We start from the raw sequence: 21,765 nt of genomic DNA, 5'->3' as shown, positions 1-21,765 counted from the left end.
GTCTAGCTGTATCTTCTAGCATGGATCGGGCGCGGCGAAAACGTCTTCATCATCGGAGTAACCAACTTGTGCTGTGAATCCTATCTGACCTGTTTTCTAGGTGTTCAAGTGGTGAGTTCACAGGGTTATGCTTTGAGGCGACTACTACCGGAGCTGTATACTTTTCAAAGAAAAATACAGCTCCGGCAAGTAATTCATCATTCGACTAATAATATTTTATTTGTCGAAATAGCTTTACCCATCTTGTCCCTAACGACCATCAATAAAATACCAGATGGTAATTCATTTATATTAATGGCATTATTACCTAAATAAAGAGGGACAGATTTTGTACTAATTTTGTGACCTAAAAGGTCGTAGATGGTTAATCGCATTCCTTCTTCGTAAAATTCTATTGGAATGTCCATGTTTATTAGGTCATTACTACCCATTGAAAAAGGGTTAGGATAGATCTTGATCAAATTTTCTGGATTATTATCACCATTATTATGGATAGAAATTGGGGAAAAATCACCGGATAAAATTATTGTCTCCCCCGTAATGAACTGAAATATTGCTCTTGCATATCCGCTGTATTTTTTGCCAAGAAGTCCATATTCCTTTAGTGATACAAGATCATTTTCAAGCCTGTCTTTTGATGTTTTATTGGTGATAAAGTCAATGAATAATTCTTGCATCCAGGAAAAAGTATATAATTCGCGAGAATGCCCTTTAATTGTACTTAAAAAGGATTTGGCTTCTTCATACTTATTTTTACTAATAAGTACGTTTAAAGTTAGCAGCCTGATATCCATTATTGGATGATGACTCAAGAAAGCAACGGCGTCATCTGTATTGTCAGTTGTAATCAGATTTTTAGCATAATAGGTAGACAATTCTTTGTAGCACTGCTGCTCAGTATTAGACAGTTCATTGCTGATTTCTTTGTCATAGAAGACATCCAACCTTTTTTTGATTTCAAAATTGTTCATTGAGGCTTTAGACAAGTCAAAGCAGTGGCTTGTTTCTTCAAAGAAATCAGTATCGCTTTTTAATGCAGATTTACCGGCACAGGGATCAGATATTGCGGTAGGAGTTCCAACTAATACGCTTACATTCGTAGAGTTTGATGGATAAAATGGAGATCCTTGATTAGTTGTTCTTGAATAATATTGCAAAGTAGAAGATCCCTTATTGTCGATTGCCATTGTTGTTTGGCCTGAAAACTTGTTGTCGGCTGCATAGAATTTAAATAGACTTTGTGGATTGTTAATAGTTCCTCCTGACTCTATTTTAATATCAGAAGCCGAATTATTTCTAAAGCAGTTCGCTATATAGTTCATACCATCATTATTGCCAATGTTCTGGCAACCATAGACAGAGTTATCAATAGCATTCTCTTGAATATAAGACGTACTAGAACCGCAATTCATGGTTTGTACACCTGTAGAGGAACCATCTATATTGTTTCTAAATATGGTAACCTTATTAGGGCCATCTAATAATATTCCTGCAATGCCGCCATCAATACTATTATATTGAATTATCGGGTAATTATTTCCATATGAAACAGTAGAAACCACTCTGATCCCATAAGAGCTGCAGTTAAAGTAATTAGATTCACCTATATTACTACCTCCAATTTTCATGTCGTTGTATAAGGTAGGGCTTGTATTTATTGCATCTACACCAATATTAGAATTGGTGAAATTACAACCTGTTACGATGACTTCCGCATTATAGGGTAAAATGCCTTGCTTGGTAATGTTCACAAAATCACATGAAGTGATCTCAACTCCATTACTACTCCAATTTGAGATGCCAACACTTAAATCTTCAAATGTACAGTTTAAAAAATAGCTTTGATCGTCATGACCATTGATTGCATATTTCATTAGCTCTACAGCTCTCCATCCGTTCTTGAAAGTTGTGTTTTCAGCAATTATCAACCCGCCATAGTAGTCCTCTTTCTGTGGATATGGTATGTGTATGTTGTCAGTAGAAATCGCGTCCTGTGCGTTTTCAATAAGAGCGCCATTTAGATAAATTTTTCCTGCTTGAGACTGAGGGAAGTTTGAAAAATCAGAATAGCCTTCAATTCTTATTCCATGCCAATACATTCCACAATCAGTTGTTATTGTACCTCCATTTACATTTAGGGTGCCTCCCCGCTTCACGAATATTTTTCCATCAGATTGCATGGTTAATTTGCAGTCAATATCTAGTGTGGCACCATCTTCTACAATTATATCTCCGTATACCTTTATATCATAATCCCAGGTTTCATTGCTTGAAATGATTAAGTCATGATCAATCTTATCTTCGCAAATTATTGAAGACCTTAGGTTCTTGAACATAAATGTTTTATATGCTTCTCGGGATTGATTGTCTGAGAAATGAGTATATGCTCTTGATGTTTCAAATCCGCCTTGATTCATAAAGTCTGTAGAACAAGTTGACGAAAAGTGGCCCAAATTAAAGTAGTGACCATATTCATGTATGAATAAGCCTGAAAAGTATTCAAGCACTTCTTGTCTTCTTGATCCGAACCATTCAGGATCAGTTTTTTCAGCTTTGAAATTTTCATATAGCAAAAAGAAATCAGGAGCATGCCATCTTGCAGGATACGACAAATTTAAGGTAGGGAAGCCACTGTAAAAAAAGCCATTAAAGTACCATCCTCCTAAGTCTGACCATAGTTGAGTTCTCCAGATTTCAGTAGACCTATCCCAACCATAATGGTAGCTGGCATCAGTTGTTATAATTACATCAAAGCCCTGTTCATATGCAGGGTCTTGAAATACGAGATTCTGTATATCGTTCAGGTATGATTTATTACCACTTTCGCCACTATCGTATACTGTATGTTGCGGATCGTTTCGGTGATTCCACAGAAATTCGTCCTGAATTTCTATAAAATTGGGTACGTATTCTATGTTTAGGTCTCCAAGTGTTGATGGATCAGAAGTACACGTACTTTGCATATTACTAATTCTGTTGTTGATCATATCATATAAGTCATCAAGAAAATCTTGATGTACTTGATTTGACAACTCGAAGTTTCCTTCGCCGGAAGCGTTCTGAAGTAGTATGACGTTTGTTCTGATTCTAATCTTGCGTGTAGAATTGGTTGGCACTAAATCTGCAAGATGATCCTGCTCAAAGGTATTCAAATCTGTACCAGTAGGTGTAGAGCAATTAGTGGACTTAGCATCACTATTATTGTTACTGAAGCCTATTGGTGTTTGATCAGTGCCACATCCGCCAATTATGTGGGCTTGTCCGAAAAGGCCAATTGATCCGAATATAATGAATATAGCAATAGTGGTTCTAGTTAACATTAAGTTATTTGTTTGCATCCCGACTGATTTACAGAATTGTGTCGACAGGATAGTTTAAGAGGTGGTTCAGGTTTATTGAAAAAACTTTAGTTGCCTATAACCTAAAGATAGACAAATCCTAATGAGAAAAAAGAAATTAGAAGCTTATTATTACAACTGAACACTATCCGTGGTACTGTTCACCATTTGCTTTTGAGTCACCCCGCAAACTTTAATAACCTTTCTGAAAATTAGACGATGGTTGGGCAAATCCTGAACACTATACCTGCATAAGGTTCACCGGTCAATGACAGGCTGGTTGATATTTCGGAAAGATCTCTCTAAGCAACCAGGTCTTGTCTTTTAGCAAAAGCGCTCCCCTCACACCACCCACTCCAACAACCGTCCCAACAACCCATCGTCTCCGCCAGAAGTGGTTGCTTCGGCAACTAACTCGGACTTATCCGGAGCCTTCTCCTCCTTGAACTGCGCCGGCCCCTCTTTAGCCAGCGTCAGCAGACGCTGGCGGTCGTAGACGCTGAAGTCGGCGAAGGTGCGCCTTAGCAGGGGGAGTACCGCTTCGAAGTCTTCCCATTCCAGGCTGGCGACCCACTCGTCGACCAGCCGCCAGAGGGGCGGATAGTGAAAGAGGAGCTGGCCGCTGCCGTGGAGGAAGCCCGTCAGCCACTGGGCGATGTGGAGTGCCCCGTTGGCGGCGGAGAGGGCCCGGGAAAAGCGTTTGGCGGCTTCTCCGGCCGCGAGTTCTTCGCGGTCGTAGAGCAGCCGCACGCAGAGGCCCTCCACGGAGGGGTGTACGCCGGCGACGCTGCAGCGTCGCAGTCCGTCGCGCCAGTAATCCTCCAGTTGCTCCCCCCCCAGCTGGGCGAGGTGGTAGTTGGCGGAGGCCAGCAGTCCCAGCATCTCTTCGGCGCGCTCGTCGTCGATGTTGGTGGCGGCGGCCGGTAGGCCGGCCGTGAGGCGGGGGAGCAACTCCTCGATCACCAGCAGCAAGGCCGAAGTGTCGGTCTTGCGGGTGTCGCCGTAGCGGGTGGTCTGGATCAGGGTGGGTAGGGCCAGGAGCAGGGCGCTGACGTCGGTGGTGGCGGCGGCCCGCTGCCGCAGCTGAAGGAGGAGGTCCGGCACGATGGCCGGAAGGTCGGCCCGCAGGCAATCCAGCATCAACTGGGCCAGGGGTTGCACCATGGTCATCGCGCCGGCGCGTTCCCGGGCGTAACCGATGGCGGCGGCCGGTACCGTGTTCCCGTAGCCGGCCCGCTCGATGAGCAGCAGACTGAATTCGGGCTGCCATTCCAGTAACCAGATTTCCTTGAAACTGCTCAGGCTGTCGGGACCGAGCGGTTGCAACCGCCCCCAGTGGATGCCGAGCAGGTTCAGCCGATGCAGCAGGTGACTTTTCCGCAGGTCGTTGGACTGCCGCAAATCAATGCCTCCCCGGGGATTGGCCTTGGTGGCCTTGAGGTACTGCTCGCCGGCGGTCTCCCAGTGCTTGGCCATCCGGGTGCTCTTCAGTTCTTTGTTGAGGTCCGCCAGCAGGGGCACGGTCGTGACGCCCGGCGGAATGAAACCCACGGTGGTGCCCACCGTCAGGGCCCGGTGGATGATGGCCAGCCGCTCCGGCCGACCGGCCGCCAGCGTACCCAGCAGCGCCTCCTCCAGCTCGTTGATGCCCGGGCGTTCGTAGTCCCGCATGGTGGCCAGGGTTTGCGCGAGATTGACACCCTCGGTAGCCAGGGCCGGACTGGCGTCGAAACCCTCCGCCCGCAGCAGCTGGGCTGCGGCGGCCATCCAGCGGTCCGTGGCGTTGTCGGGGAAGTCAAACAGCAGCTGATACCAGGAGGGACTCGTCACCCCGGCCCCGTAGCCCCCGTTCCGCGCCAGGCGCGGAAACGACCAGGGCACCCAGGCACTGCTGATCTTTACCTTGGGTAGGCCGCGTAGCCGGGCCCGGTCGGTAGTGGCCTTGTACTGCTTTACGTCGGCCACCGCCGGAACGTGCCAGGCCCCAACCACGATCGCGATCCGTGCGGCCTCGGTTTTCATGGCCTTGCGAATCTCGTGCCGCATGTAGGCCTCCCGCAGTTCGTTTTCCTCATCGGACGCTTCGGGGAAGGTGCTCCTGAGCTCGGTCATCATCTCCCGCAGGGCGGTGAAGACGGCCGCGGGCTGCTCGAAGCCCCGCTCCAGAGTAGCGTCCCACCAGCTTTCCCCGTCGGGGTAGCCGGCGAGCTCCCCGACGATAGACAACGGGTCCCGCCGCAACTGCCCCAGCAGGGCCTTCCGGCTCTTGCCCGGAAGGGGAGAGGGTTCCTCCGGTGAAGGCTCCTGGTTGGGAAGCTGAAATAAATTTGGGGCGGGAGTGTCCTCCCGCTGCGCCAGAAAGTGCTTGGCCGGAAGGTCGATGGGGACCACCTCCACCGCCCGTTCTACCGCCCAGTCGATGGCCTGGTATTCGGGACTGAAGGACGCAAAGGGATAGAAGGCCGCGCGGTCAATGTCCTGGGCCGCATACAGCACCAGCGCGACCGGCGGGCGCAACCCCTTGCTGACCAACTCCCGCAGTACCACCCCGGCGTCCGCCGGCATTTCCAGCAGGATCAAATCCGGAACCCAGGCCTCGAGCGCCGCCCGTAGCCGCCGGGCCGAGCCCGGCCCGTGATGCCGAATCCCAAAGGTGCGTACCTCCATGGCGGGAAGGTAAGGAAGAGGATTGAGGATTTAGGCTCAAGGATTTAGAAAAGAGGAGCTCGTCCGCCCAGCCGCGACGGAGGAGCTGGCTGGTCGGCCGAGCGAAGGCCGTACTTTGTCTCCATCGAAAGCAGCTATATCTTCGCCCTCCACAAACGGACAATCATCCAAACTTTTGATCTAAAGCATCGCCGGATAATGATCATCGGCTGCTCCGGTTCGGGGAAGTCGACCCTGTCGCGTGCGCTCAGCGCACGGACGGGCCTGCCGATCATCTACCTCGATCAGCACTACTTCGGTCCGGGGTGGAAGGAACCCTCCCAGGAGGTATGGATAGAACGGGTCAGCGCCCTCGCCGCTCGGGAGGCCTGGATCATGGACGGCAATTATTCCGGAACCTTCGACTACCGGATGCCCCGGGCGGAAGCCATCATCTTCCTCGATTTCCCCACCTGGCGGTGTTTGTGGCGGGTTCTGAAGCGCACCACCCTTTACTGGGGAAAGAACCGCCCCAGCTCCGCGCCCGACTGCCCCGAACGCTTTGACCTGCACTTCCTGAGTTACGTCCTGCATTACCGAATGACCCGCCAGCCGGGGATCCTGCGTCGTCTGGAAGCGGAGCAGCAACGGGGAAAAACCATCTACCGCCTGCGGTCTCCCCGCGAGGTGAAACGATTCCTCCAACAATCATTTCCCTAGTCCCCTACCCCTTAATACTCTACTCGCTACCCGCTACCGTACTACCATACTATCTCCTAAACCTTTACCTTCCGGCATGGCAAACAAGCGAACTTACCGCCGGTTGCTGGTGCTCAGCTGCCTGCTCGTACTCATCTTCATTTCGGCTTTCCTCTGGCTGCGTCCCCTGCTTAACGTGGGCAGTGGGTATGCGGCCAAGCACGGCTGTAGCTGCCATTACCTTCAGGACCGGGACCTGGAAGACATCCGGGAGCATGACCTGAATTTCTCGGTGCTTTCCTGGTTCTCCCTCACCACCTTTGAGGGAGGGGTGGAGGCCCGACTGGCGGGATTGGTGCCCCGGCGCGCCTATTTCTTCCCGGGCGTGGGGTGTATCCTTGACAATCGTGGCGACCGTGATTTTCGAGCACTGGCTTTGGATGCAAGCACGGGTGCCATGGGCGTCCAGGATGCCGGCCTCCCTCCGGATTACGGCGGTTTCGACCGGGATAAACTGGCGGCGGCCCTGGATTTCGGCATGACGCCGGTGGCGGGCGGCGGTGCCCGGGGCATCGTGGTGCTGCACGACGGTAAACTCGCCGGGGAGCGCTACGCCGAAGGCTACGACCGGGATACCCGCCTTTTGGGGTGGTCCATGACCAAGACCCTCACGGCCCTGGCCACGGGAGCCAGTCTGCACGACCGACAAAACACGGCACCTGCGTCCGCGCCTAATCTAAATGCCTACGTACAGCAGCGCGAACTCTTCCCGGAGATATGGACGGATGCGCGCAAGAACATTAGCCGCGAAAGCCTGCTGCGGATGAACTCCGGCCTGGGGTGGAACGAAGCCTACGGCGGACTGAGCGACGCGACCATCATGCTGCACGAACACGCCGACATGGCCGCCTACCAGATCGGAATGCCGGCCGTGACCCCGCCCGGGGAGGCGTGGGTCTACTCCAGCGGAACGACCAATACCCTCATGGAACTCCTGCGTCGGGAACGCGGGGGAACCGCAGAACTTTACGACTTTCTGTACGACTCCCTGTTCCACCGGATCGCTCCGAGCCTGCTCCTCGAGCCGGACCAGAGTGGCCGACCGGTAGGCAGCTCCTACGGCTGGGCGACCGCCCGGGACTGGGCCAGATTAGGGCAGTTCATGCTGCAGGACGGCATCTGGGAGGGAGATACCCTCCTGCCGCCCGGATGGGTGGATTACCTGCGCCAGCCCGCGGCGGGCAGTGAAGGAACCTACGGTGGCCAAACCTGGCTCAAGGGCCCCGATATGCCCTCCCTGCCGGAAGACGCCTACATGATGCGCGGCTTTCAGGACCAGCGGGTGTTTATGCTGCCGCAGGAAAGGCTGGTGGTTGTCCGCCTCGGGCACAATGACGATCAGGTCTCCGATTTTGACGGGCTGATCAGCCGGATTCTGGCGGCGCGGCAATAAGCCCGGGTGGGCCTCAAAGATTTTGTTGCTTAGCGAGAGTTTTCCTTACTTGTTCAAAAAGGCGGAATACATCCAAACCAGTTTTTCCTGCTCGCGGATGTAATCGCTCATCAAAGCATTCGTCCCTTCGTCATCGGCTTCAGAAGATAAATTAAGCAACTCACGCTGTAGAATTATGGTCGTTTTGAAAGATTCGAGGATGTTTTCCACGGCTTTTAGGCCATTGTTGACTTCGACGCTCTCCTGAATCCTGGACATTGCCCGGTAGTCCGAATAATTATGATTTGGGGTATGCCCCAGGGTCAGAATTCTTTCGGCAACTTCGTCAATCTTCAGGATCAGATCATTGTACAGTTCCTCAAACTTCACGTGAAGTTCAAAGAATTTTTCTCCCTTGATGTTCCAGTGGTAACCTCGGGTATTCTGATAAAATATGGAGTAGTTGGCCAAGAGTTCATTCAGCTTATCAGCGAGTTGTTTAGCCTGGGCTTTGTCCAGGCCAATGGCATTTCTTGTGCTCATTATTGGTTGTTTGCGGATTGATTTAAAGGTACTCCCCTTTGCCCGGTAATTTTGTGAGGTCCGTCACATTATCTCCCCGATTAATTCGGTCAATCAAAATTCATTTGAAAGAGCAATTAGTTGACATCCATTATTTCTTCTCTTAGCCTACCTTAGCCATATGCCCGACGACTACGACGAATACCTCCGAAAGTGGCGACTCATCCTCGGCCAGCAGGCCGAAGAGGAGGGCGGTGATGCCATCGAGTTGCCGCCCCGCCTGGCGGGCATGGACGGCACGCTGGAAGCCCTCTACCACGATCAGGACCGTAAGGCCGGGCTGGGCTCCTCCAACCCCAACGTTAACCGTTGGCTCGGGGACATCCGTAAGTATTTTCCGGTGGACACGGTCCAGCTGCTGCAGCGAGACGCCCTGGAGCGACTGGGCCTCAAGCAGATGCTCCTGGAGCCGGAGTTACTGGAGACCATTGAGCCGGACGTGCATTTAGTGGGCGCGCTGCTGAGTCTGAAAAATCTGCTGCCGGAGCGGAGTCGGGAAACGGCGCGGCAGGTCGTCCGCAAGGTGGTGGAAGACATCGAGAAACAACTGCGCCGCCCGGTGGAGGAATCCCTCGGTGGACGCCGGCGGCAGCACAACCGGAATCGCCGTCCCCGCCCCCAAGACATCGATTGGGACCAGACGATCCGGCGCAACATGAAACACTACCAGCCGGAATACAAGACGGTATTACCCATACACCTGCGGGGGCAGGCCCGGGCCCGGCCCGGGCTTAAGCACGTTATCCTGCTCATCGACCAGAGTGGATCGATGGCCGCCTCGGTGGTGTACGCTGGCGTACTGTCTTGCATTCTGGCCAGCTTGCCGAGTCTGAAGACCCACGTGGTGGCCTTCGATACCAGCGTGGTGGACCTGACCGATCAACTGCCCGATCCCCTCGAACTACTTTTCGCCATCCAGCTCGGTGGGGGAACGGACATTGGCCGGGCGCTGCGCTACGCCGAACGGCTCAACGTTCGCCCGAAGGATACGGTCATGATCTTGCTGAGCGACCTTTTCGAGGGAGGCTCCGTGGACGCCATGCTGGCCACCGTCCAGCGGCTGCAGCAAACCGGCCTCACCTTCATCCCCCTACTGGCCCTCAGCGACGAAGGCGCGCCTGCCTACGACCGCGAGGTGGCCGCCTACCTGACGGAAATGGGCCTTCAACCCTTCGCCAGCACTCCGGGAGCCTTCGCGGAGGTACTGAGTAAGGCGCTGTATCCGTAGGATTAAGGATTGAGGATTCAGGCTTAAGGCTAAGGCTGAGGAGGAGGCTGAGGTTGAGGAGAAGGCTAAGGCTGAAGAGGAGGCCGAAACGGGAGAGGCGATTTGGGGCGTCCGCTGGGTGAGGGGCTTCCGCAAAGGGGCCGCGATGCATCCGATGACCCGTCGCTTTGCTCCGGAGACATCGGATGAACGCTACTTTTCCACCAAGCGCTCATCGGATCCGTCGAGCAAAGTGAGCTGATCCGATGTGTCGCGGCGCGAAGGTTTAGCTGAGTGAATTGGAGTACGATTACTTCCCCCACTCGGCCGACGAGTCAGTTCCTGCGTCACGCCTCGGCGGACGAGTTAGTCGGATATTTTGCGGAGCACGAGAGTGAAGACCAACGATAGAATAAAAGCCCTAAAAACTCGTATCCACCACCCGCAGGCGTTTGTACTTGCCGGTTTTGAATCGCTTCTTGCCCAGCAGCCGGGTGAGGAGATAGCCGGTGCCGACGGAGGTGAGGGTGACCATCAGGTCCCGGTTTTCGTAGCGGGTGGTGGGGTCTCCGTCGGTGGCGTTGCCCGCCAGGGCCCAGAAGGACCATCCGGCGCCAAAGGTCATCAGGCCGTAGCCCGCCGCGGCGAAAACGGTGTTGCCCTGGTCGATCACGGCAATCTCGTCGGTCATGATGAAGCGGTCGTTGATGACCAGCGCCTGAATGTCCGGCCGCATCTGCCGGATGGGACCCTCCTGCCAGAAGTTGTCTCCCTTCATCTTAAAGCGGAGCATCTCGCCCTCGTAGAGGCGTTCCGAGCGAGAGTCGGTCAGTTTCTCGAAGAGGAGGACCCGCTGGGCGGCGGCACTGCCCGCCAGGACCAGCAGGAAGAACAGTAGAAATGTTAGGCGCATAACGTAAAGAATCAACACCAACCAAAAGGGTTCGATGCATGGAGGAATAAAATTAAGGGCCGTAGCGTTTAAAAAGTGTTCATGGGAAATGGAAAAAACGAACCAATTTCCTAAAAATCACGTATGTAGGAATAGACGCACTCGTGCGCACATATCCCATAACCCACGCAATTTATGACCCATGAACTTTCCCAAAAATTTCGGCAGAATTAGTTTCATCATCGTCTTACTGACGCTCTACGGAAGTCTCTTCTTCCTCCCCCAACTCGCTAATCTGCTATAGTAATCACCGTTGATTCATCGGGTGGAAACTCATGATGGTTTCCCGCAGGAAGTCTGTATCCAGGTGCGTGTAAATCTCCGTGGTGAGAATGGACTCATGCCCCAGCATCTCCTGCACCGCCCGCAAGTCCGCGCCCCCCTCAATCAGGTGGGTAGCAAATGAATGCCGGAAGGTGTGCGGACTGACGTTTTTCTCAATCCCCGCCGCCGCCGCATACTTCTTCACGGCCGTAAACACTGATACCCTACTCAGTGCTCCGCCCCGGCGGTTCAAAAACACAATGTTCTCCGCTTCGGGCTTGATGCTCGGTAAATGTGGCCGGACGTACTCCAGATATATTTCCAGGTGCTTAACGGCTTCCCCCCCGATGGGTACCACCCGCTCCTTGTTTCCCTTGCCCGTCACCCGGATGAACCCCTGATCGAGGTAAAGATTGGTGAGCTTCAGCCCCGTCGACTCACTGACGCGCAAACCGCAGGCGTAAAGCGTTTCCAGTAAAGCCCGATCCCGCAGGCCGTGGTCGGTACTCAGATCAATCTGCGCCAGCAGTTCCCGAATCTCCTCATAAGTTAGCACCTCCGGAATTTTTCGCCCCAGTTTGGGAGCCTGCAGCAGCTCCGTTGGGTCGGTGGCGATGATCCGCTCGTCGAGCAGATAGCCGAAGAACGTTTTCATGGCCGAAATCAGCCGCGCCTGCGAGCGCGGCGCCAGGCCCAGCTCCGCCAGGTACTGAATGAAGTCATCGAGGTGAAAGCGCTCGATCTGGCTGATGCTCAGTTCCCAATCCCGCAACTCCAGGTAGGCGGGCAGCTTCTCCAGGTCGCGGCGGTAGGCCGCGATGGTATGGTCGCTGTACCCACGGGTAAGTTTGAGGTAGGCGGCGAAGGAACGGAGGTAGCTGGGGAACATTGGTATGCATTGGCACCTGCTGGGAGAATAATTATCGAGATCGGAAACTTAACCAATGAAAGCTTCTCCTTTTCAGGTGCAGTTTTGAAAGTCTTTTAAACTAATCGTGTAATATGGCCAAAGAGGTTTGTGATCTATTTTTCAAACCTAATTACTAGAGCTACAATTTTTGCTTCTGTGGACTTACAGGGGCAAATGTGCTCTGTAAACGGAACGATGGTCAAATAACAAGCAAAAAAGTATGGAAAATATTATTGGAATATGGAATTCCTCGTGGCCAGGGCACGGGACTGAGAGCCCTGTTGAGGGATGGGGGGAAAGTGATATGGGTAGATATAGTAACTCCAAACAGGTCATTGAGTATTTGAAATCTGGTTACCGAATCATTGCCAAGCGATCGTTCTTGTCCAGTCCCCTTACTGGAGAATTGATTGGCGTTCCAGAGATTATATGCGACGATAGATTTATTTGGTCCACCGAGTACGTTTACTATGCCGAATTGGGTTTTATTGAAATCGATGAGTTATTATCTGCTCATGCAGAACAAAACGGTTTTTTGATGCGGAAGGCATCAAAAATTGATTGGGAAAATATCAATGAGTTACTTAAAAAAGCTAGTTTCCCACCAATGAAAAGGATAGGGTGATTACAGGAAATACTCCATGGATTGGAAAAGTATTACCTAAACAAATAATTGAATTAAACTATCCCTTCGTCTAAGGAAGAGTTGGGCCCTCGCACTTTTTAGTGCCCAAAATTTTCAATTCTACATGTTCAATCAAAAATTCTCAATCCCCCCAACCTACCCCTTCAGCGTCATCCCCCCCGCCTTCAACCGCGCCTTCAGCGCGAATACCTCATCGCGGTACTGGGCGGCACTCATGAAGTCCAGCTCCTTGGCGGCTTTCTTCATCTTGCGCTCGGATTCGGCGATGGCGGCTTCGAGTTGCTCCTTCGTCATGGTGTTTAGGACGGGGTCGGCGGCACTGGAAATTTCCACCTTTTCCACGTAGGCTTTCTTCGCGGCTTTGCCGCGAATGTCGAGGATGGTTTTCCGCTCCAGGATTTCTTCCCGGGTTTTGGCCAGCGACATGGGCGTGATGTTGTGCTCCTCGTTGTAGGCCAGTTGGATTTGCCGGCGACGATTGGTTTCGTCAATGGTGCGGCGCATGGAGTCCGTGACCTTGTCGGCGTAGAAGATCACCAGGCCGTTGGCGTTCCGGGCGGCACGCCCGGCCGTCTGGGTGAGGCTCCGCTCGTTGCGGAGGAAACCTTCCTTGTCGGCGTCGATGATGGCCACCAGGCTCACCTCGGGAAGGTCAAGGCCCTCCCGCAGCAGGTTAACGCCCACCAGGACGTCAAATTCCCCGAGGCGGAGGTCACGCAGGATCTCCACCCGCTCCATGGTGTCCACCTCGGAGTGGATGTAGCGCACCTTCACGCTGAGCGTCTGCAGGTATTTGGTCAGCTCCTCGCTCATTCGCTTGGTCAGGGTGGTGACCAGCACCCGCTCGTTTTTCTTGACCCGCTCGTCAATTTCCTCCAGGAGGTCGTCAATCTGTCCTTCGCTGGGGCGCACCTCAATGGGCGGATCCACCAGACCGGTGGGCCGGATGAGCTGCTCGACGATCTCGCCGCCGGTTTGCTCCAGCTCGTAGTCGCCCGGGGTAGCCGAAACGTACACCACCTGGTTGATGAGGCTTTCGAATTCCGTGAAGTTCAGCGGACGGTTGTCCATCGCCGACGGCAGCCGGAACCCGAAGTTGACCAGACTCAGTTTGCGGGCCCGGTCGCCTCCGAACATGCCGCGGACCTGCGGAATGGTCACGTGGCTCTCGTCCACGATCATCAGGTAGTCGTCGGGGAAGTAATCCAGCAGGCAAAAGGGACGGGTGCCGGGCTTCCGCCCGTCGAAGAAGCGGCTGTAGTTCTCCACCCCGTTGCAGTAGCCCAGCTCCTTCATCATTTCCAGGTCGAAGGCCGTCCGCTCGTGGATGCGCTTGGCCTCCAGTAGTCGGCCTTCCCGCTCGAAGTAGCGCTCCTGCTCGTAGAGCTCGTCCTCGATCTGGGTGATGATGCCGTTCAGGCGCTCCTTCGGGGCCACGTAGAGGTTGGCCGGGAAAATGGCCGCGTTGCGCATCGATTCGATGCGCTTACCACTCTCGATTTCGATCTTCTCGATGCTCTCGATCTCGTCGCCAAAGAAGATGATGCGGTAGCCGAATTCTACGTAGGGGAGGTTGACGTCCACGGTATCCCCCCGCACGCGGAAGGTGGCGCGCTTGAAGTCGACTTCCGTCCGGCTGTAGAGGCTATCGACGAGGTCGTACAGCAGGCCGTTACGGCTCTTGGTTTGTCCCACTTCCAGGCGGATGATCCCCGATTTATAGTCTTCGGGGTTGCCCATACCGTAGATGCAGCTGACCGAGGCCACGATGATGATGTCGCGGCGGCCGGACAGCAGGTTGGAGGTGGCGCGCAGGCGGAGTTTGTCCACCTCCTCGTTGATGGCGAGATCCTTTTCGATGTAGGTGTCCGAGACGGAAATGTAGGCCTCCGGTTGGTAGTAATCGTAGTAGCTCACGAAGTATTCCACCGCGTTGTCCGGAAAGAATTCCCGGAATTCGCCGTAGAGCTGGGCCGTCAGGGTTTTATTGTGGGTCAACACCAGGGTGGGGCGGTTGAGCTGGGCGATGGTGTTGGCCATCGTGAAGGTTTTACCCGAGCCCGTCACCCCGAGCAGCACCTGCCCGCGCTCTCCGCGCTCGACGCCGTCAACGAGTTGGTCGATCGCCTGGGGCTGATCACCGGTGGGGGAAAATTTAGCGTTGAGTTCGAAGGCCATAACAAGTGTTGGAAGTGCGTAGTATTAAATACAATTGATGGCAATAAGGTTGGCCGGAGGATGTATTTTTTGGCGTCACCGCGGGTGCAAAAATTTTCGGTCCGGCCCCGTACGGACAAGGCATGAGTAAACATTGTGGAGACAAGGCATACCTTGTCTCTACGGGCCGTACCGAATAGGTAGGCACCTGCGCTCCGTCGCCCCGACTTTATTCCCCCGCCTTTGTCCAGTAATCCAGCACCAATACGTCCTTGAGGTGAGGCCCCAGCACTTCGCCGAAGGACTTGTGGGCGGGGTGGGGCAGGTAGATGTCGCGGTCCGCCTCACTGGCGAAGGTGAGGAAAAACAGGTGGGTAAATCCACGGTCGAGGCCTTCGGGACTATTGTTCGTGCCCCATTCAAAATCGATGATCTGCGGAATTTTTCCGGGAAGGGCGGCAAAGGCGGCTTCGACCTCCGCGACGCCATCGGGGTAGCTTTCCTCCTTGAAGGAAAACAAGACGGCGTGGCGTAGCAGACTGTCGGGGGTACTGGGTTCCATGGCCATATCGGTGGCGGGGGTGGTATCCGCTTCCGTTTCCTGCGCCTCGGGGGTGCAGGCCAACAGTAAGAGGAAACAAAAAGGAAGGTACTTCATCCCCCAAAGGTAACCTCTCCCGTGCGGCCTTTCGCTGAACGTTCATCTTAGTTACTGCCCACCAGCGCGTGACAGGCATCGGCGCAGCGGCGGCAACTCTCGGCGCAACGCTGGCAGTGATCGTGGTCGTGGGCGGCGCACTCGTCGGCGCACCAGGCACAAATTTCGGCACAAAGACCGCAGTAGGCGGCGGCCCACTGGCTGTCGGCGACCATCATCTTCAGGGCCACCTGACAGGCTTCGATGCACTGGACGCAACAGCGGGGGCACTCGTTCATGCTTTCTTTCGTGGCCATGGCCATCAGGCAGGCCTGGCAGTCAATCATGCAGGCCTGACAGGCCTCTACGGCATCGAGGTAACGGGGAGAAATGGGCGCACTCATAAATGTAGTTTTTCTCCGCAACCGCTGGTGGTGCCCCTGGGTTCGGGCGGACATTGCGATCGTTCCGTAACTTTCTCCCAAAACCCCACCAAATGCGACACTTTTTCACCCTGGTCCTGTGCCTGTTGGCCATCACGCTGACCGCCCAGGATTCCCCTTATTTTGTGGACCATCCCAGTCTGACGCCCGACGGAAAAACGATCATTTTTACCTACAACGGTGACTTATGGGAGGTGCCCGCCGCCGGCGGGCAGGCCAACCGCCTCACCGCCCTCGACGGGGCGGAGAGCAGCCCCCGCGTCTCCCCCGACGGGAAATGGATCGCCTTCTCCTCCAGTCAGTACGGCAACAACGACCTCTATCTGATGCCCTTCGGTGGCGGACCAATCCGGCAGCTGAGCTTCCACGAGAGCAGCGACGTGGCGGCGACCTGGAGCTGGGATAGTCAGACGATCTACTTCGTCTCCAGCCGCTACAACGCCCGCACCACCTACGCCATTTCCCGGGAGGGCGGCACGCCGAAGCGGTTGTTCGGCCACTACTTCAACACCATCCACAATCCCGCCATCCACCCCAGCACCGGCGAGCTGTACTTCAACGAAAGCTGGGAAAGCAGCATCTTCACCCACCGCAAGGGGTATAAGGGGCCCTTCAATCCCGACATCAAATCCTACAATAGTGCTACCGGTACCCTGACCCAGCACACCGACTGGGAGGGCAAGGACATGTGGCCCATGATCGACCGCAACGGGAACACCTACTTCGTTTCCGACCGGGACAACGGCGAGTACAATCTGTACGCCCTCCGGGACGGTAACCAACGGCGACTAACCCGCTTTTCCAGTTCGGTCTTCTCGCCCAGCATCAGCGCCGACGGCAGCGCCATTGCCTTCATCAGGGATTACCAACTCCACCTATTCGATACCGCCATCGGCAAGTCTCGCTTGGTACCCATTACGTTGAACGCCTTTGCCGGACTAACCAAAAGCCAGGACTTTACCACGGACGGAAAGCTTACTGCCTTCGACGTCGCGAAGGACGGCAAAAAACTGGCCTTCGTTTCCCGCGGGGAGCTCTTCGTTTCGGATATGGAGGGCAAGTTCATCCGACAGATGGAAACGGGTACCGGGCGGGTACTGGAGGTGAAGTGGCTCAAGGACGGCAAAACCCTCCTGTTCAACCAGACGAAGGGCGGCTACCAGAACCTCTACCGGATGCCTGCCGACGGCAGCGCGGCCCCCACGGCCATCACCAACGATACTAAGAACAACCGCAACCTGGAGATGAGTCACGATACCTCCCGGGTGGCTTACCTGAGTGGCCGCAACGAAGTGCGGGTCCTGAACCTGGACAACTTCACCACCGAGCTGGTGGCCCGGGATGAACTCTGGGGGTTTTATAATGACTTCCCCCTCTGGTCGCCCGATGACCGCTACCTGATGTATACGGCCTACCGGGACTTTGAGAACGACATCTTTCTCGTTGATCTGGAAAACGACAACGAGGTCAAGAACCTGACCAATACCGGAGTGAGTGAGTCCGGACCGGTCTGGTCGCCCGATGGGCGCTACATCTACTTCTCCAGTGCCCGGCGACAGCCAAGTTATCCGCGGGGTGGTGGAAATCAGAACCTCTACCGCCTACCCCTGCACCGCTACGAAGCGCCCTACCGGACGGAGAAGTTTGACGCCCTGTTCTCCGAGGAGAAAGAAGAGAAGGATTCGGTGGTCGTCAGTATCGATTACGAAAACATCATGGAGCGGCTGGAGCAGGTCGGTCCTGGATTCGGCACCCAGGGAGGGGCTTACGTGATCGAGGAAAAGGGCAAAACGATCGTCCTGTATGGCTCCAACCACGAAGGGGGGCGCACCAAGCTGTACAAGACCGTTTACGAGGACTTTGAGTCACCGAAGACGGAAGAAATCAAGGGGCAGGGCGTTGGCGGTGCCAACGATCTGGTCGTGGTCAAGGGAAAATACTATTTGCTCGGGGGCGGTAAGGTTCAGCAGATCAACCTCAACCAGAACAAGCTGGAGGCCACCGAACTGAAGCACACCTTCCGGCGAAACCTGAACGACGAGTTCCGGCAGATGTACTTCGAGACCTGGGCCAACCTGGAGGAAAACTTCTACGCCGAAGACTTTCACGGCGTGGATTGGCCGGCCCTGCGGGATCAGTACGCTAAGTACCTGCCCCACCTCACCAACCGGGCCGACCTGCGCCGACTCACCAATGACCTCCTCGGTGAGCTGAACACCTCGCATTTTGGGTTTAATTCTTCCGGTTCGGAAGAACGGGCGCGGCAGCGCTCCCGGACGCTTTCGCTCGGACTGGAATTCGCCCCGGATGATCCCTACCGCGTGGAGCGGGTACTGACGGATGGTCCCGCCGACGTCTACGGAAAGGACATTCAGCCCGGAGATCGTCTGGTGGCCGTGGGCGGCGAATCGGTGGATCCGGCCATGAACCGGGAGATGTACCTGTCCCGGCCGAGTATCGATAAGGAGATCATGCTGACCTTCGCCCGGGGCGGGGAACGGTTTGAGGTCGGTATCCATCCGGTAAACTACTTTCAGACCCGTACGGCCCGCTACGACGAATGGATGGACGATAATCAGGCGCGGGTAGACCGACAGAGTAAGAGCCGGATTGCCTACATCCACATGAAGAACATGGGCGGCGGGGAGCTCAACCGCTTCCTGGATGAAATGATCTCCGAGGGGTACCAGCGGGAAGGCATTATTCTTGATCTGCGCTACAATACCGGGGGGAACGTCCACGATGCCGTCCTCCAGTTCCTCAGCCAGCGGCCCTACCTCGAATGGGCCTACCGGGGTGGCGACCGGGCGTCCCAACCCAATTTTGCACCCCAGGCCAAACCGGTGGTCCTCCTGATCAACCAGCAAAGCCTGAGCGACGCCGAAATGACCACCGAAGGGTTCAAGCAGCTCGGTCTCGGTACGGTCGTGGGTACCCCCACCTACCGGTGGATCATCTTCACTTCCGGGAAGGGACTGGTAGACGGTTCCTTCTACCGTCTGCCCAGCTGGGGCTGTTACGGACTCGACGGGAGAAACCTCGAAAAGACGGGCGTGGAACCCGACGTAAGAATCGATAACACCATGGCCGATCGCCAGGCGGGGCGTGACCCGCAGCTGGATAAGGCCATTGAAATCATCATGGAGCAGTTGAAATAATGGGATTGGAACGGGAGCAGTTCCTTAAATGGGAAAGCTCCCGTTCTGATTTCCCTTATTTCCAGGCGTAAAAATTTTGCTGGGTCTTGCCCAGCGAGCGTTCATAATCCTGAAAGAAGTCCTTCAGTTTGCCAAAACGGTACTGCTTCTCTGCTCTCTCGCGGTTGAAAAAATCCACGTGTTGGTAGAGCTCCACCAACTGCTTTCTCCAGGTGAATTCCCGTAGCTGCACCATCTCTCCATCAAAAGTTTCGAGGAAGTAGCGGGCAATGAGTCCGCCGTCGTACGGGTGACGGGTATAAAAGAAGTATAGGTTCACGGATCCCTGGTGAATGAGCTTAACGAAGTACTGCTTATTCTTTACTTCTTTGCTCAGAAAAGCTACGGAGCCTTCCTTAGTTTTATGGATGATAAATCCCTGAATATCGGTAGGCTTGAACTTTTTAATCCTGCCCGGAGCCAACTCCATGGTAACGGATTTTTTAATGCTGGTGGGGTTGACACTCTTTCCGCTGAAAAAGCCGACTCCGGCATCAATTTTGACGGCAATGGAGTCCCCGCTCAGGGTGATCAGGGTTCCCGGAAACATGACGGCTTTGAGGGAAGAGCTGCCCAGAAGAAGCAAGAAGAAAAGGAGAAAATTGATGGATTTCATGGGTAGTGGTTTTATCACCCATTGCGCCAGACCAGGAATCTTACCCGTAGTAAAATTTTTTTCTCCGGGAAAAGGACTTTTCCGGGGAGTAGATCTATTCCCGAACTTTTATTCATTTTAGGGCGTTTCCTTGCCAAATGCGACTCAAAGACGAGCACAAACTCAACGCCATCATCCGGGCGACCCTGGAGCTGACCAACGAGAAGGGCTTGGCGGGTATCCGGATGAGCGACCTGGCCAAACGGGCGGGGATCGCCACGGGGAGTCTTTACACATATTTTGAGGATAAGCAGAATCTGTTGCTCTCCGTGAATCGCTCCGTGCGGTCCACGGCCGCCCGCTACCTTCGTCACCAGTTCCGGGAGGAGGATACGCTGGAGCATCGGCTGGAGCATACCGTCAAGCGGTACGTGGATTACGTGGGGGAACACCGGGAGGCCATTTTATTCGCCGATCTGCTCAAGCGCTCCCCCTACATGACCGAGGCAGCGAGCCAGGAAACCATGGACCACTTCCAGTTTTTGCTGGACATGGTGGAAGAAGGCCAACAATCGGGTATGATCAGAACGGGGGACCCGGAAGAATTGCTCCACGTGATGGACAGCATCGTCAAAGCCATGGTCGATTTTCAACTCTTTCACGGTAGGCCCTACACCAAAAATATCCAGCAACGAACGTGGGGAATTGTGCGGTCTGCCCTGATCGGATAAAAAATTTATCCCAAAAATGAATAAATATTCAATATTAAAGATATGACTCCAATTACCTCTTCACCAATTTTACTGACCGGCCTGACCGGATACATCGGTTCCCAGATTGCCGTCCAGTTACTCCAGCGGGGCTACCGGGTGCGGGGAACGGCCCGGAACCCGGCGAAGGCCGAAGCCGTCAAAACCGCCATTGGCCAACGGGTCGCCACGGAGGGCCTGGAAATTGTGCGGGCCGAACTGATGGACGCCGATAGCTGGCGGCCGGCCATGACCGGTGTGGAGTACGTCCTTCACGTTGCGTCTCCTCTGGCCGCCGTGGAGCCCAAGGACCCCAACGAATTGATCGTTCCGGCCCGTGAAGGAACCCTCAACGTCTTGCGCGCCGCCACGGAGGCGGGCGTCAAACGGGTGGTCATTACTTCTTCGATGGCGGCCGTGGTCTACGGTCAGGACAATGATCCCGCCAATCCCATGACGGAGAAGAACTGGACGAATCCGGAGCGGAAAGATGACGTGACCGCCTACATCCTGAGCAAGTACTACGCCGAGCGGGCGGCCTGGCAGCATGTGGACGAAACGCCGGGAGCACCGGAGCTGGTCACGGTAAATCCCGGGGCTGTCCTCGGGCCCCTGATCGGGAACAACCCCAGCGACTCGCTGCTGATCGTACAGAAAATGATGCGGGGAGACCTCCCGGGAGTACCGAAGTTCGGGTTTGAGATTGTTGATGTCCGGGACGTGGCGGACCTGCACCTGCGGGCCATGGAATCTCCCGCAGCCGCGGGCGAACGCTTCCTGGCCGTCGCCGGCCACCGGACCTTCCTCCAGATCGCCGAGACGCTGCGGAACAGCGTTCCCGCGCAAGCCAAGAAGGTTCCACGAATGCAATTCCCCAATTTCCTGATCCGCCTTTCGGCCCTTTTTGACCCGGAAACCCGCGGCATTCTGAACGAACTGGGCCGCAAGCGGGTGGCCAGTTCCGCAAAGGCACGGGAGGTGCTGGGCTGGACTCCCCGCACGCCGGAGGAGGCCATTCGGGCCACCGCCGAGAGCCTGATCGAAAGGGAACTGGTTTGACAAAAAAAGGGCACGCTGAGAATCTCAACGTGCCCGATTTTTTTTGGTATGCAACCCAGGCGCCGCTCAAAGGATCGTAAATCGCCGATTTTCGAACGCTTCGGGGTCGGGGAGAGGTCCTTATTGACCTCGAAGTGTGGTGTCCTGACGAAGTCGGATGCCTCCTTTGAGGGTCAATCCGGGAATCTTAGAGCTTGTTCGGATTTTGGTCATCTGACCGAATTTGAGATTTTTTTGGTGGTAGCGAGGCGG

Annotated in this window: 16 protein-coding genes; 7 read left to right on the top strand and 9 right to left on the bottom strand. The window is 54.7% G+C overall.

Annotation, left to right across the window (positions count from 1 at the left end; translation table 11 throughout):
* Positions 1 to 197: 197 nt before the first annotated feature.
* Together E1J53_RS06165 and E1J53_RS06160 are read right to left on the bottom strand one after the other, a co-directional pair.
* On the bottom strand, positions 198 to 3,338 hold the full coding sequence (locus tag E1J53_RS06165) for a hypothetical protein (protein WP_134271116.1): 3,141 nt from the start codon (positions 3,336 to 3,338) through the stop codon (positions 198 to 200).
* A 342-nt stretch (positions 3,339 to 3,680) separates the two neighbouring features.
* Positions 3,681 to 6,005: a DUF5682 family protein gene (locus tag E1J53_RS06160; RefSeq protein WP_134271117.1), complete on the bottom strand. Its 2,325-nt coding sequence runs from the start codon at positions 6,003 to 6,005 to the stop codon at positions 3,681 to 3,683.
* Between the two features lie 198 nt (positions 6,006 to 6,203).
* Here E1J53_RS06160 and E1J53_RS06155 point away from each other — a divergent pair, with 198 nt between their 5' ends.
* Together E1J53_RS06155 and E1J53_RS06150 are read left to right on the top strand one after the other, a co-directional pair.
* Positions 6,204 to 6,704 (top strand): adenylate kinase, encoded by a 501-nt coding sequence (locus tag E1J53_RS06155; protein ID WP_134271119.1) that lies wholly within the window; start codon positions 6,204 to 6,206, stop codon positions 6,702 to 6,704.
* Between the two features lie 76 nt (positions 6,705 to 6,780).
* Positions 6,781 to 8,136: a serine hydrolase gene (locus E1J53_RS06150; protein ID WP_134271121.1), complete on the top strand. Its 1,356-nt coding sequence runs from the start codon at positions 6,781 to 6,783 to the stop codon at positions 8,134 to 8,136.
* A 45-nt stretch (positions 8,137 to 8,181) separates the two neighbouring features.
* On the opposite strand, the gene E1J53_RS06145 is transcribed toward E1J53_RS06150, so the two are convergent.
* The gene (locus E1J53_RS06145) at positions 8,182 to 8,658 is read right to left on the bottom strand and encodes a Dps family protein (RefSeq protein WP_134271123.1); all 477 of its coding nucleotides are present in this window, start codon (positions 8,656 to 8,658) and stop codon (positions 8,182 to 8,184) included.
* A gap of 160 nt (positions 8,659 to 8,818) precedes the next feature.
* Here E1J53_RS06145 and E1J53_RS06140 point away from each other — a divergent pair, with 160 nt between their 5' ends.
* A complete protein-coding gene (locus E1J53_RS06140; RefSeq protein ID WP_134271124.1) occupies positions 8,819 to 9,925 on the top strand; it encodes a VWA domain-containing protein in 1,107 nt (368 codons plus the stop codon).
* A gap of 400 nt (positions 9,926 to 10,325) precedes the next feature.
* Here E1J53_RS06140 and E1J53_RS06135 read toward each other — a convergent pair whose 3' ends face one another.
* Positions 10,326 to 10,817, bottom strand: a complete 492-nt coding sequence (locus tag E1J53_RS06135; protein ID WP_134271126.1) for a hypothetical protein — start codon at positions 10,815 to 10,817, stop codon at positions 10,326 to 10,328.
* Positions 10,818 to 11,103: 286 nt separating this feature from the next.
* Entirely contained in the window at positions 11,104 to 12,009 is a 906-nt protein-coding gene (xerD, locus tag E1J53_RS06130) for a site-specific tyrosine recombinase XerD (protein ID WP_134271128.1), read from the bottom strand.
* Between the two features lie 241 nt (positions 12,010 to 12,250).
* On the opposite strand from xerD, the gene E1J53_RS06125 reads away from it, so the two are divergent.
* Positions 12,251 to 12,655: a hypothetical protein gene (locus tag E1J53_RS06125; protein WP_134271130.1), complete on the top strand. Its 405-nt coding sequence runs from the start codon at positions 12,251 to 12,253 to the stop codon at positions 12,653 to 12,655.
* Positions 12,656 to 12,811: 156 nt separating this feature from the next.
* Here E1J53_RS06125 and uvrB read toward each other — a convergent pair whose 3' ends face one another.
* The 3 genes from uvrB to E1J53_RS06110 form a co-directional block, all read right to left on the bottom strand.
* Positions 12,812 to 14,854: an excinuclease ABC subunit UvrB gene (gene uvrB, locus E1J53_RS06120; RefSeq protein WP_134271132.1), complete on the bottom strand. Its 2,043-nt coding sequence runs from the start codon at positions 14,852 to 14,854 to the stop codon at positions 12,812 to 12,814.
* Between the two features lie 208 nt (positions 14,855 to 15,062).
* Entirely contained in the window at positions 15,063 to 15,401 is a 339-nt protein-coding gene (locus E1J53_RS06115; protein ID WP_368671736.1) for a Dabb family protein, read from the bottom strand.
* A 137-nt stretch (positions 15,402 to 15,538) separates the two neighbouring features.
* Positions 15,539 to 15,874, bottom strand: a complete 336-nt coding sequence (locus tag E1J53_RS06110; protein WP_134271135.1) for a four-helix bundle copper-binding protein — start codon at positions 15,872 to 15,874, stop codon at positions 15,539 to 15,541.
* A gap of 92 nt (positions 15,875 to 15,966) precedes the next feature.
* Here E1J53_RS06110 and E1J53_RS06105 point away from each other — a divergent pair, with 92 nt between their 5' ends.
* Positions 15,967 to 19,071: a S41 family peptidase gene (locus tag E1J53_RS06105; protein WP_134271136.1), complete on the top strand. Its 3,105-nt coding sequence runs from the start codon at positions 15,967 to 15,969 to the stop codon at positions 19,069 to 19,071.
* A gap of 55 nt (positions 19,072 to 19,126) precedes the next feature.
* Here E1J53_RS06105 and E1J53_RS06100 read toward each other — a convergent pair whose 3' ends face one another.
* Positions 19,127 to 19,726, bottom strand: a complete 600-nt coding sequence (locus tag E1J53_RS06100) for a hypothetical protein (protein ID WP_134271137.1) — start codon at positions 19,724 to 19,726, stop codon at positions 19,127 to 19,129.
* 137 nt (positions 19,727 to 19,863) lie between these two features.
* Between E1J53_RS06100 and E1J53_RS06095 the strand changes: the two genes are divergently transcribed.
* Together E1J53_RS06095 and E1J53_RS06090 are read left to right on the top strand one after the other, a co-directional pair.
* The gene (locus E1J53_RS06095) at positions 19,864 to 20,436 is read left to right on the top strand and encodes a TetR/AcrR family transcriptional regulator (protein WP_134271138.1); all 573 of its coding nucleotides are present in this window, start codon (positions 19,864 to 19,866) and stop codon (positions 20,434 to 20,436) included.
* Positions 20,437 to 20,478: 42 nt separating this feature from the next.
* Positions 20,479 to 21,513 (top strand): aldehyde reductase, encoded by a 1,035-nt coding sequence (locus tag E1J53_RS06090; RefSeq protein WP_134271139.1) that lies wholly within the window; start codon positions 20,479 to 20,481, stop codon positions 21,511 to 21,513.
* Positions 21,514 to 21,765 lie beyond the last annotated feature (252 nt).

The organism is Lewinella sp. W8 (assembly GCF_004375085.3).
In the GTDB taxonomy this organism is placed as follows: domain Bacteria; phylum Bacteroidota; class Bacteroidia; order Chitinophagales; family Saprospiraceae; genus Neolewinella.
Note: the sequence above shows the minus strand (reverse complement) of the source record. Positions and strands in the feature narration are given on the sequence as shown.

What these genes read in the sequence shown, in the direction of transcription:
- E1J53_RS06165 (WP_134271116.1), bottom strand. Translation starts at nt 3,338, where the DNA reads ATGCAAACAAATAACTTAATGTTAACTAGAACCACTATTGCTATATTC.
- E1J53_RS06160 (WP_134271117.1), bottom strand. Translation starts at nt 6,005, where the DNA reads ATGGAGGTACGCACCTTTGGGATTCGGCATCACGGGCCGGGCTCGGCC.
- E1J53_RS06155 (WP_134271119.1), top strand. Translation starts at nt 6,204, where the DNA reads ATGATCATCGGCTGCTCCGGTTCGGGGAAGTCGACCCTGTCGCGTGCG.
- E1J53_RS06150 (WP_134271121.1), top strand. Translation starts at nt 6,781, where the DNA reads ATGGCAAACAAGCGAACTTACCGCCGGTTGCTGGTGCTCAGCTGCCTG.
- E1J53_RS06145 (WP_134271123.1), bottom strand. Translation starts at nt 8,658, where the DNA reads ATGAGCACAAGAAATGCCATTGGCCTGGACAAAGCCCAGGCTAAACAA.
- E1J53_RS06140 (WP_134271124.1), top strand. Translation starts at nt 8,819, where the DNA reads ATGCCCGACGACTACGACGAATACCTCCGAAAGTGGCGACTCATCCTC.
- E1J53_RS06135 (WP_134271126.1), bottom strand. Translation starts at nt 10,817, where the DNA reads ATGCGCCTAACATTTCTACTGTTCTTCCTGCTGGTCCTGGCGGGCAGT.
- xerD (WP_134271128.1), bottom strand. Translation starts at nt 12,009, where the DNA reads ATGTTCCCCAGCTACCTCCGTTCCTTCGCCGCCTACCTCAAACTTACC.
- E1J53_RS06125 (WP_134271130.1), top strand. Translation starts at nt 12,251, where the DNA reads ATGGAAAATATTATTGGAATATGGAATTCCTCGTGGCCAGGGCACGGG.
- uvrB (WP_134271132.1), bottom strand. Translation starts at nt 14,854, where the DNA reads ATGGCCTTCGAACTCAACGCTAAATTTTCCCCCACCGGTGATCAGCCC.
- E1J53_RS06115 (WP_368671736.1), bottom strand. Translation starts at nt 15,401, where the DNA reads ATGGCCATGGAACCCAGTACCCCCGACAGTCTGCTACGCCACGCCGTC.
- E1J53_RS06110 (WP_134271135.1), bottom strand. Translation starts at nt 15,874, where the DNA reads ATGAGTGCGCCCATTTCTCCCCGTTACCTCGATGCCGTAGAGGCCTGT.
- E1J53_RS06105 (WP_134271136.1), top strand. Translation starts at nt 15,967, where the DNA reads ATGCGACACTTTTTCACCCTGGTCCTGTGCCTGTTGGCCATCACGCTG.
- E1J53_RS06100 (WP_134271137.1), bottom strand. Translation starts at nt 19,726, where the DNA reads ATGAAATCCATCAATTTTCTCCTTTTCTTCTTGCTTCTTCTGGGCAGC.
- E1J53_RS06095 (WP_134271138.1), top strand. Translation starts at nt 19,864, where the DNA reads ATGCGACTCAAAGACGAGCACAAACTCAACGCCATCATCCGGGCGACC.
- E1J53_RS06090 (WP_134271139.1), top strand. Translation starts at nt 20,479, where the DNA reads ATGACTCCAATTACCTCTTCACCAATTTTACTGACCGGCCTGACCGGA.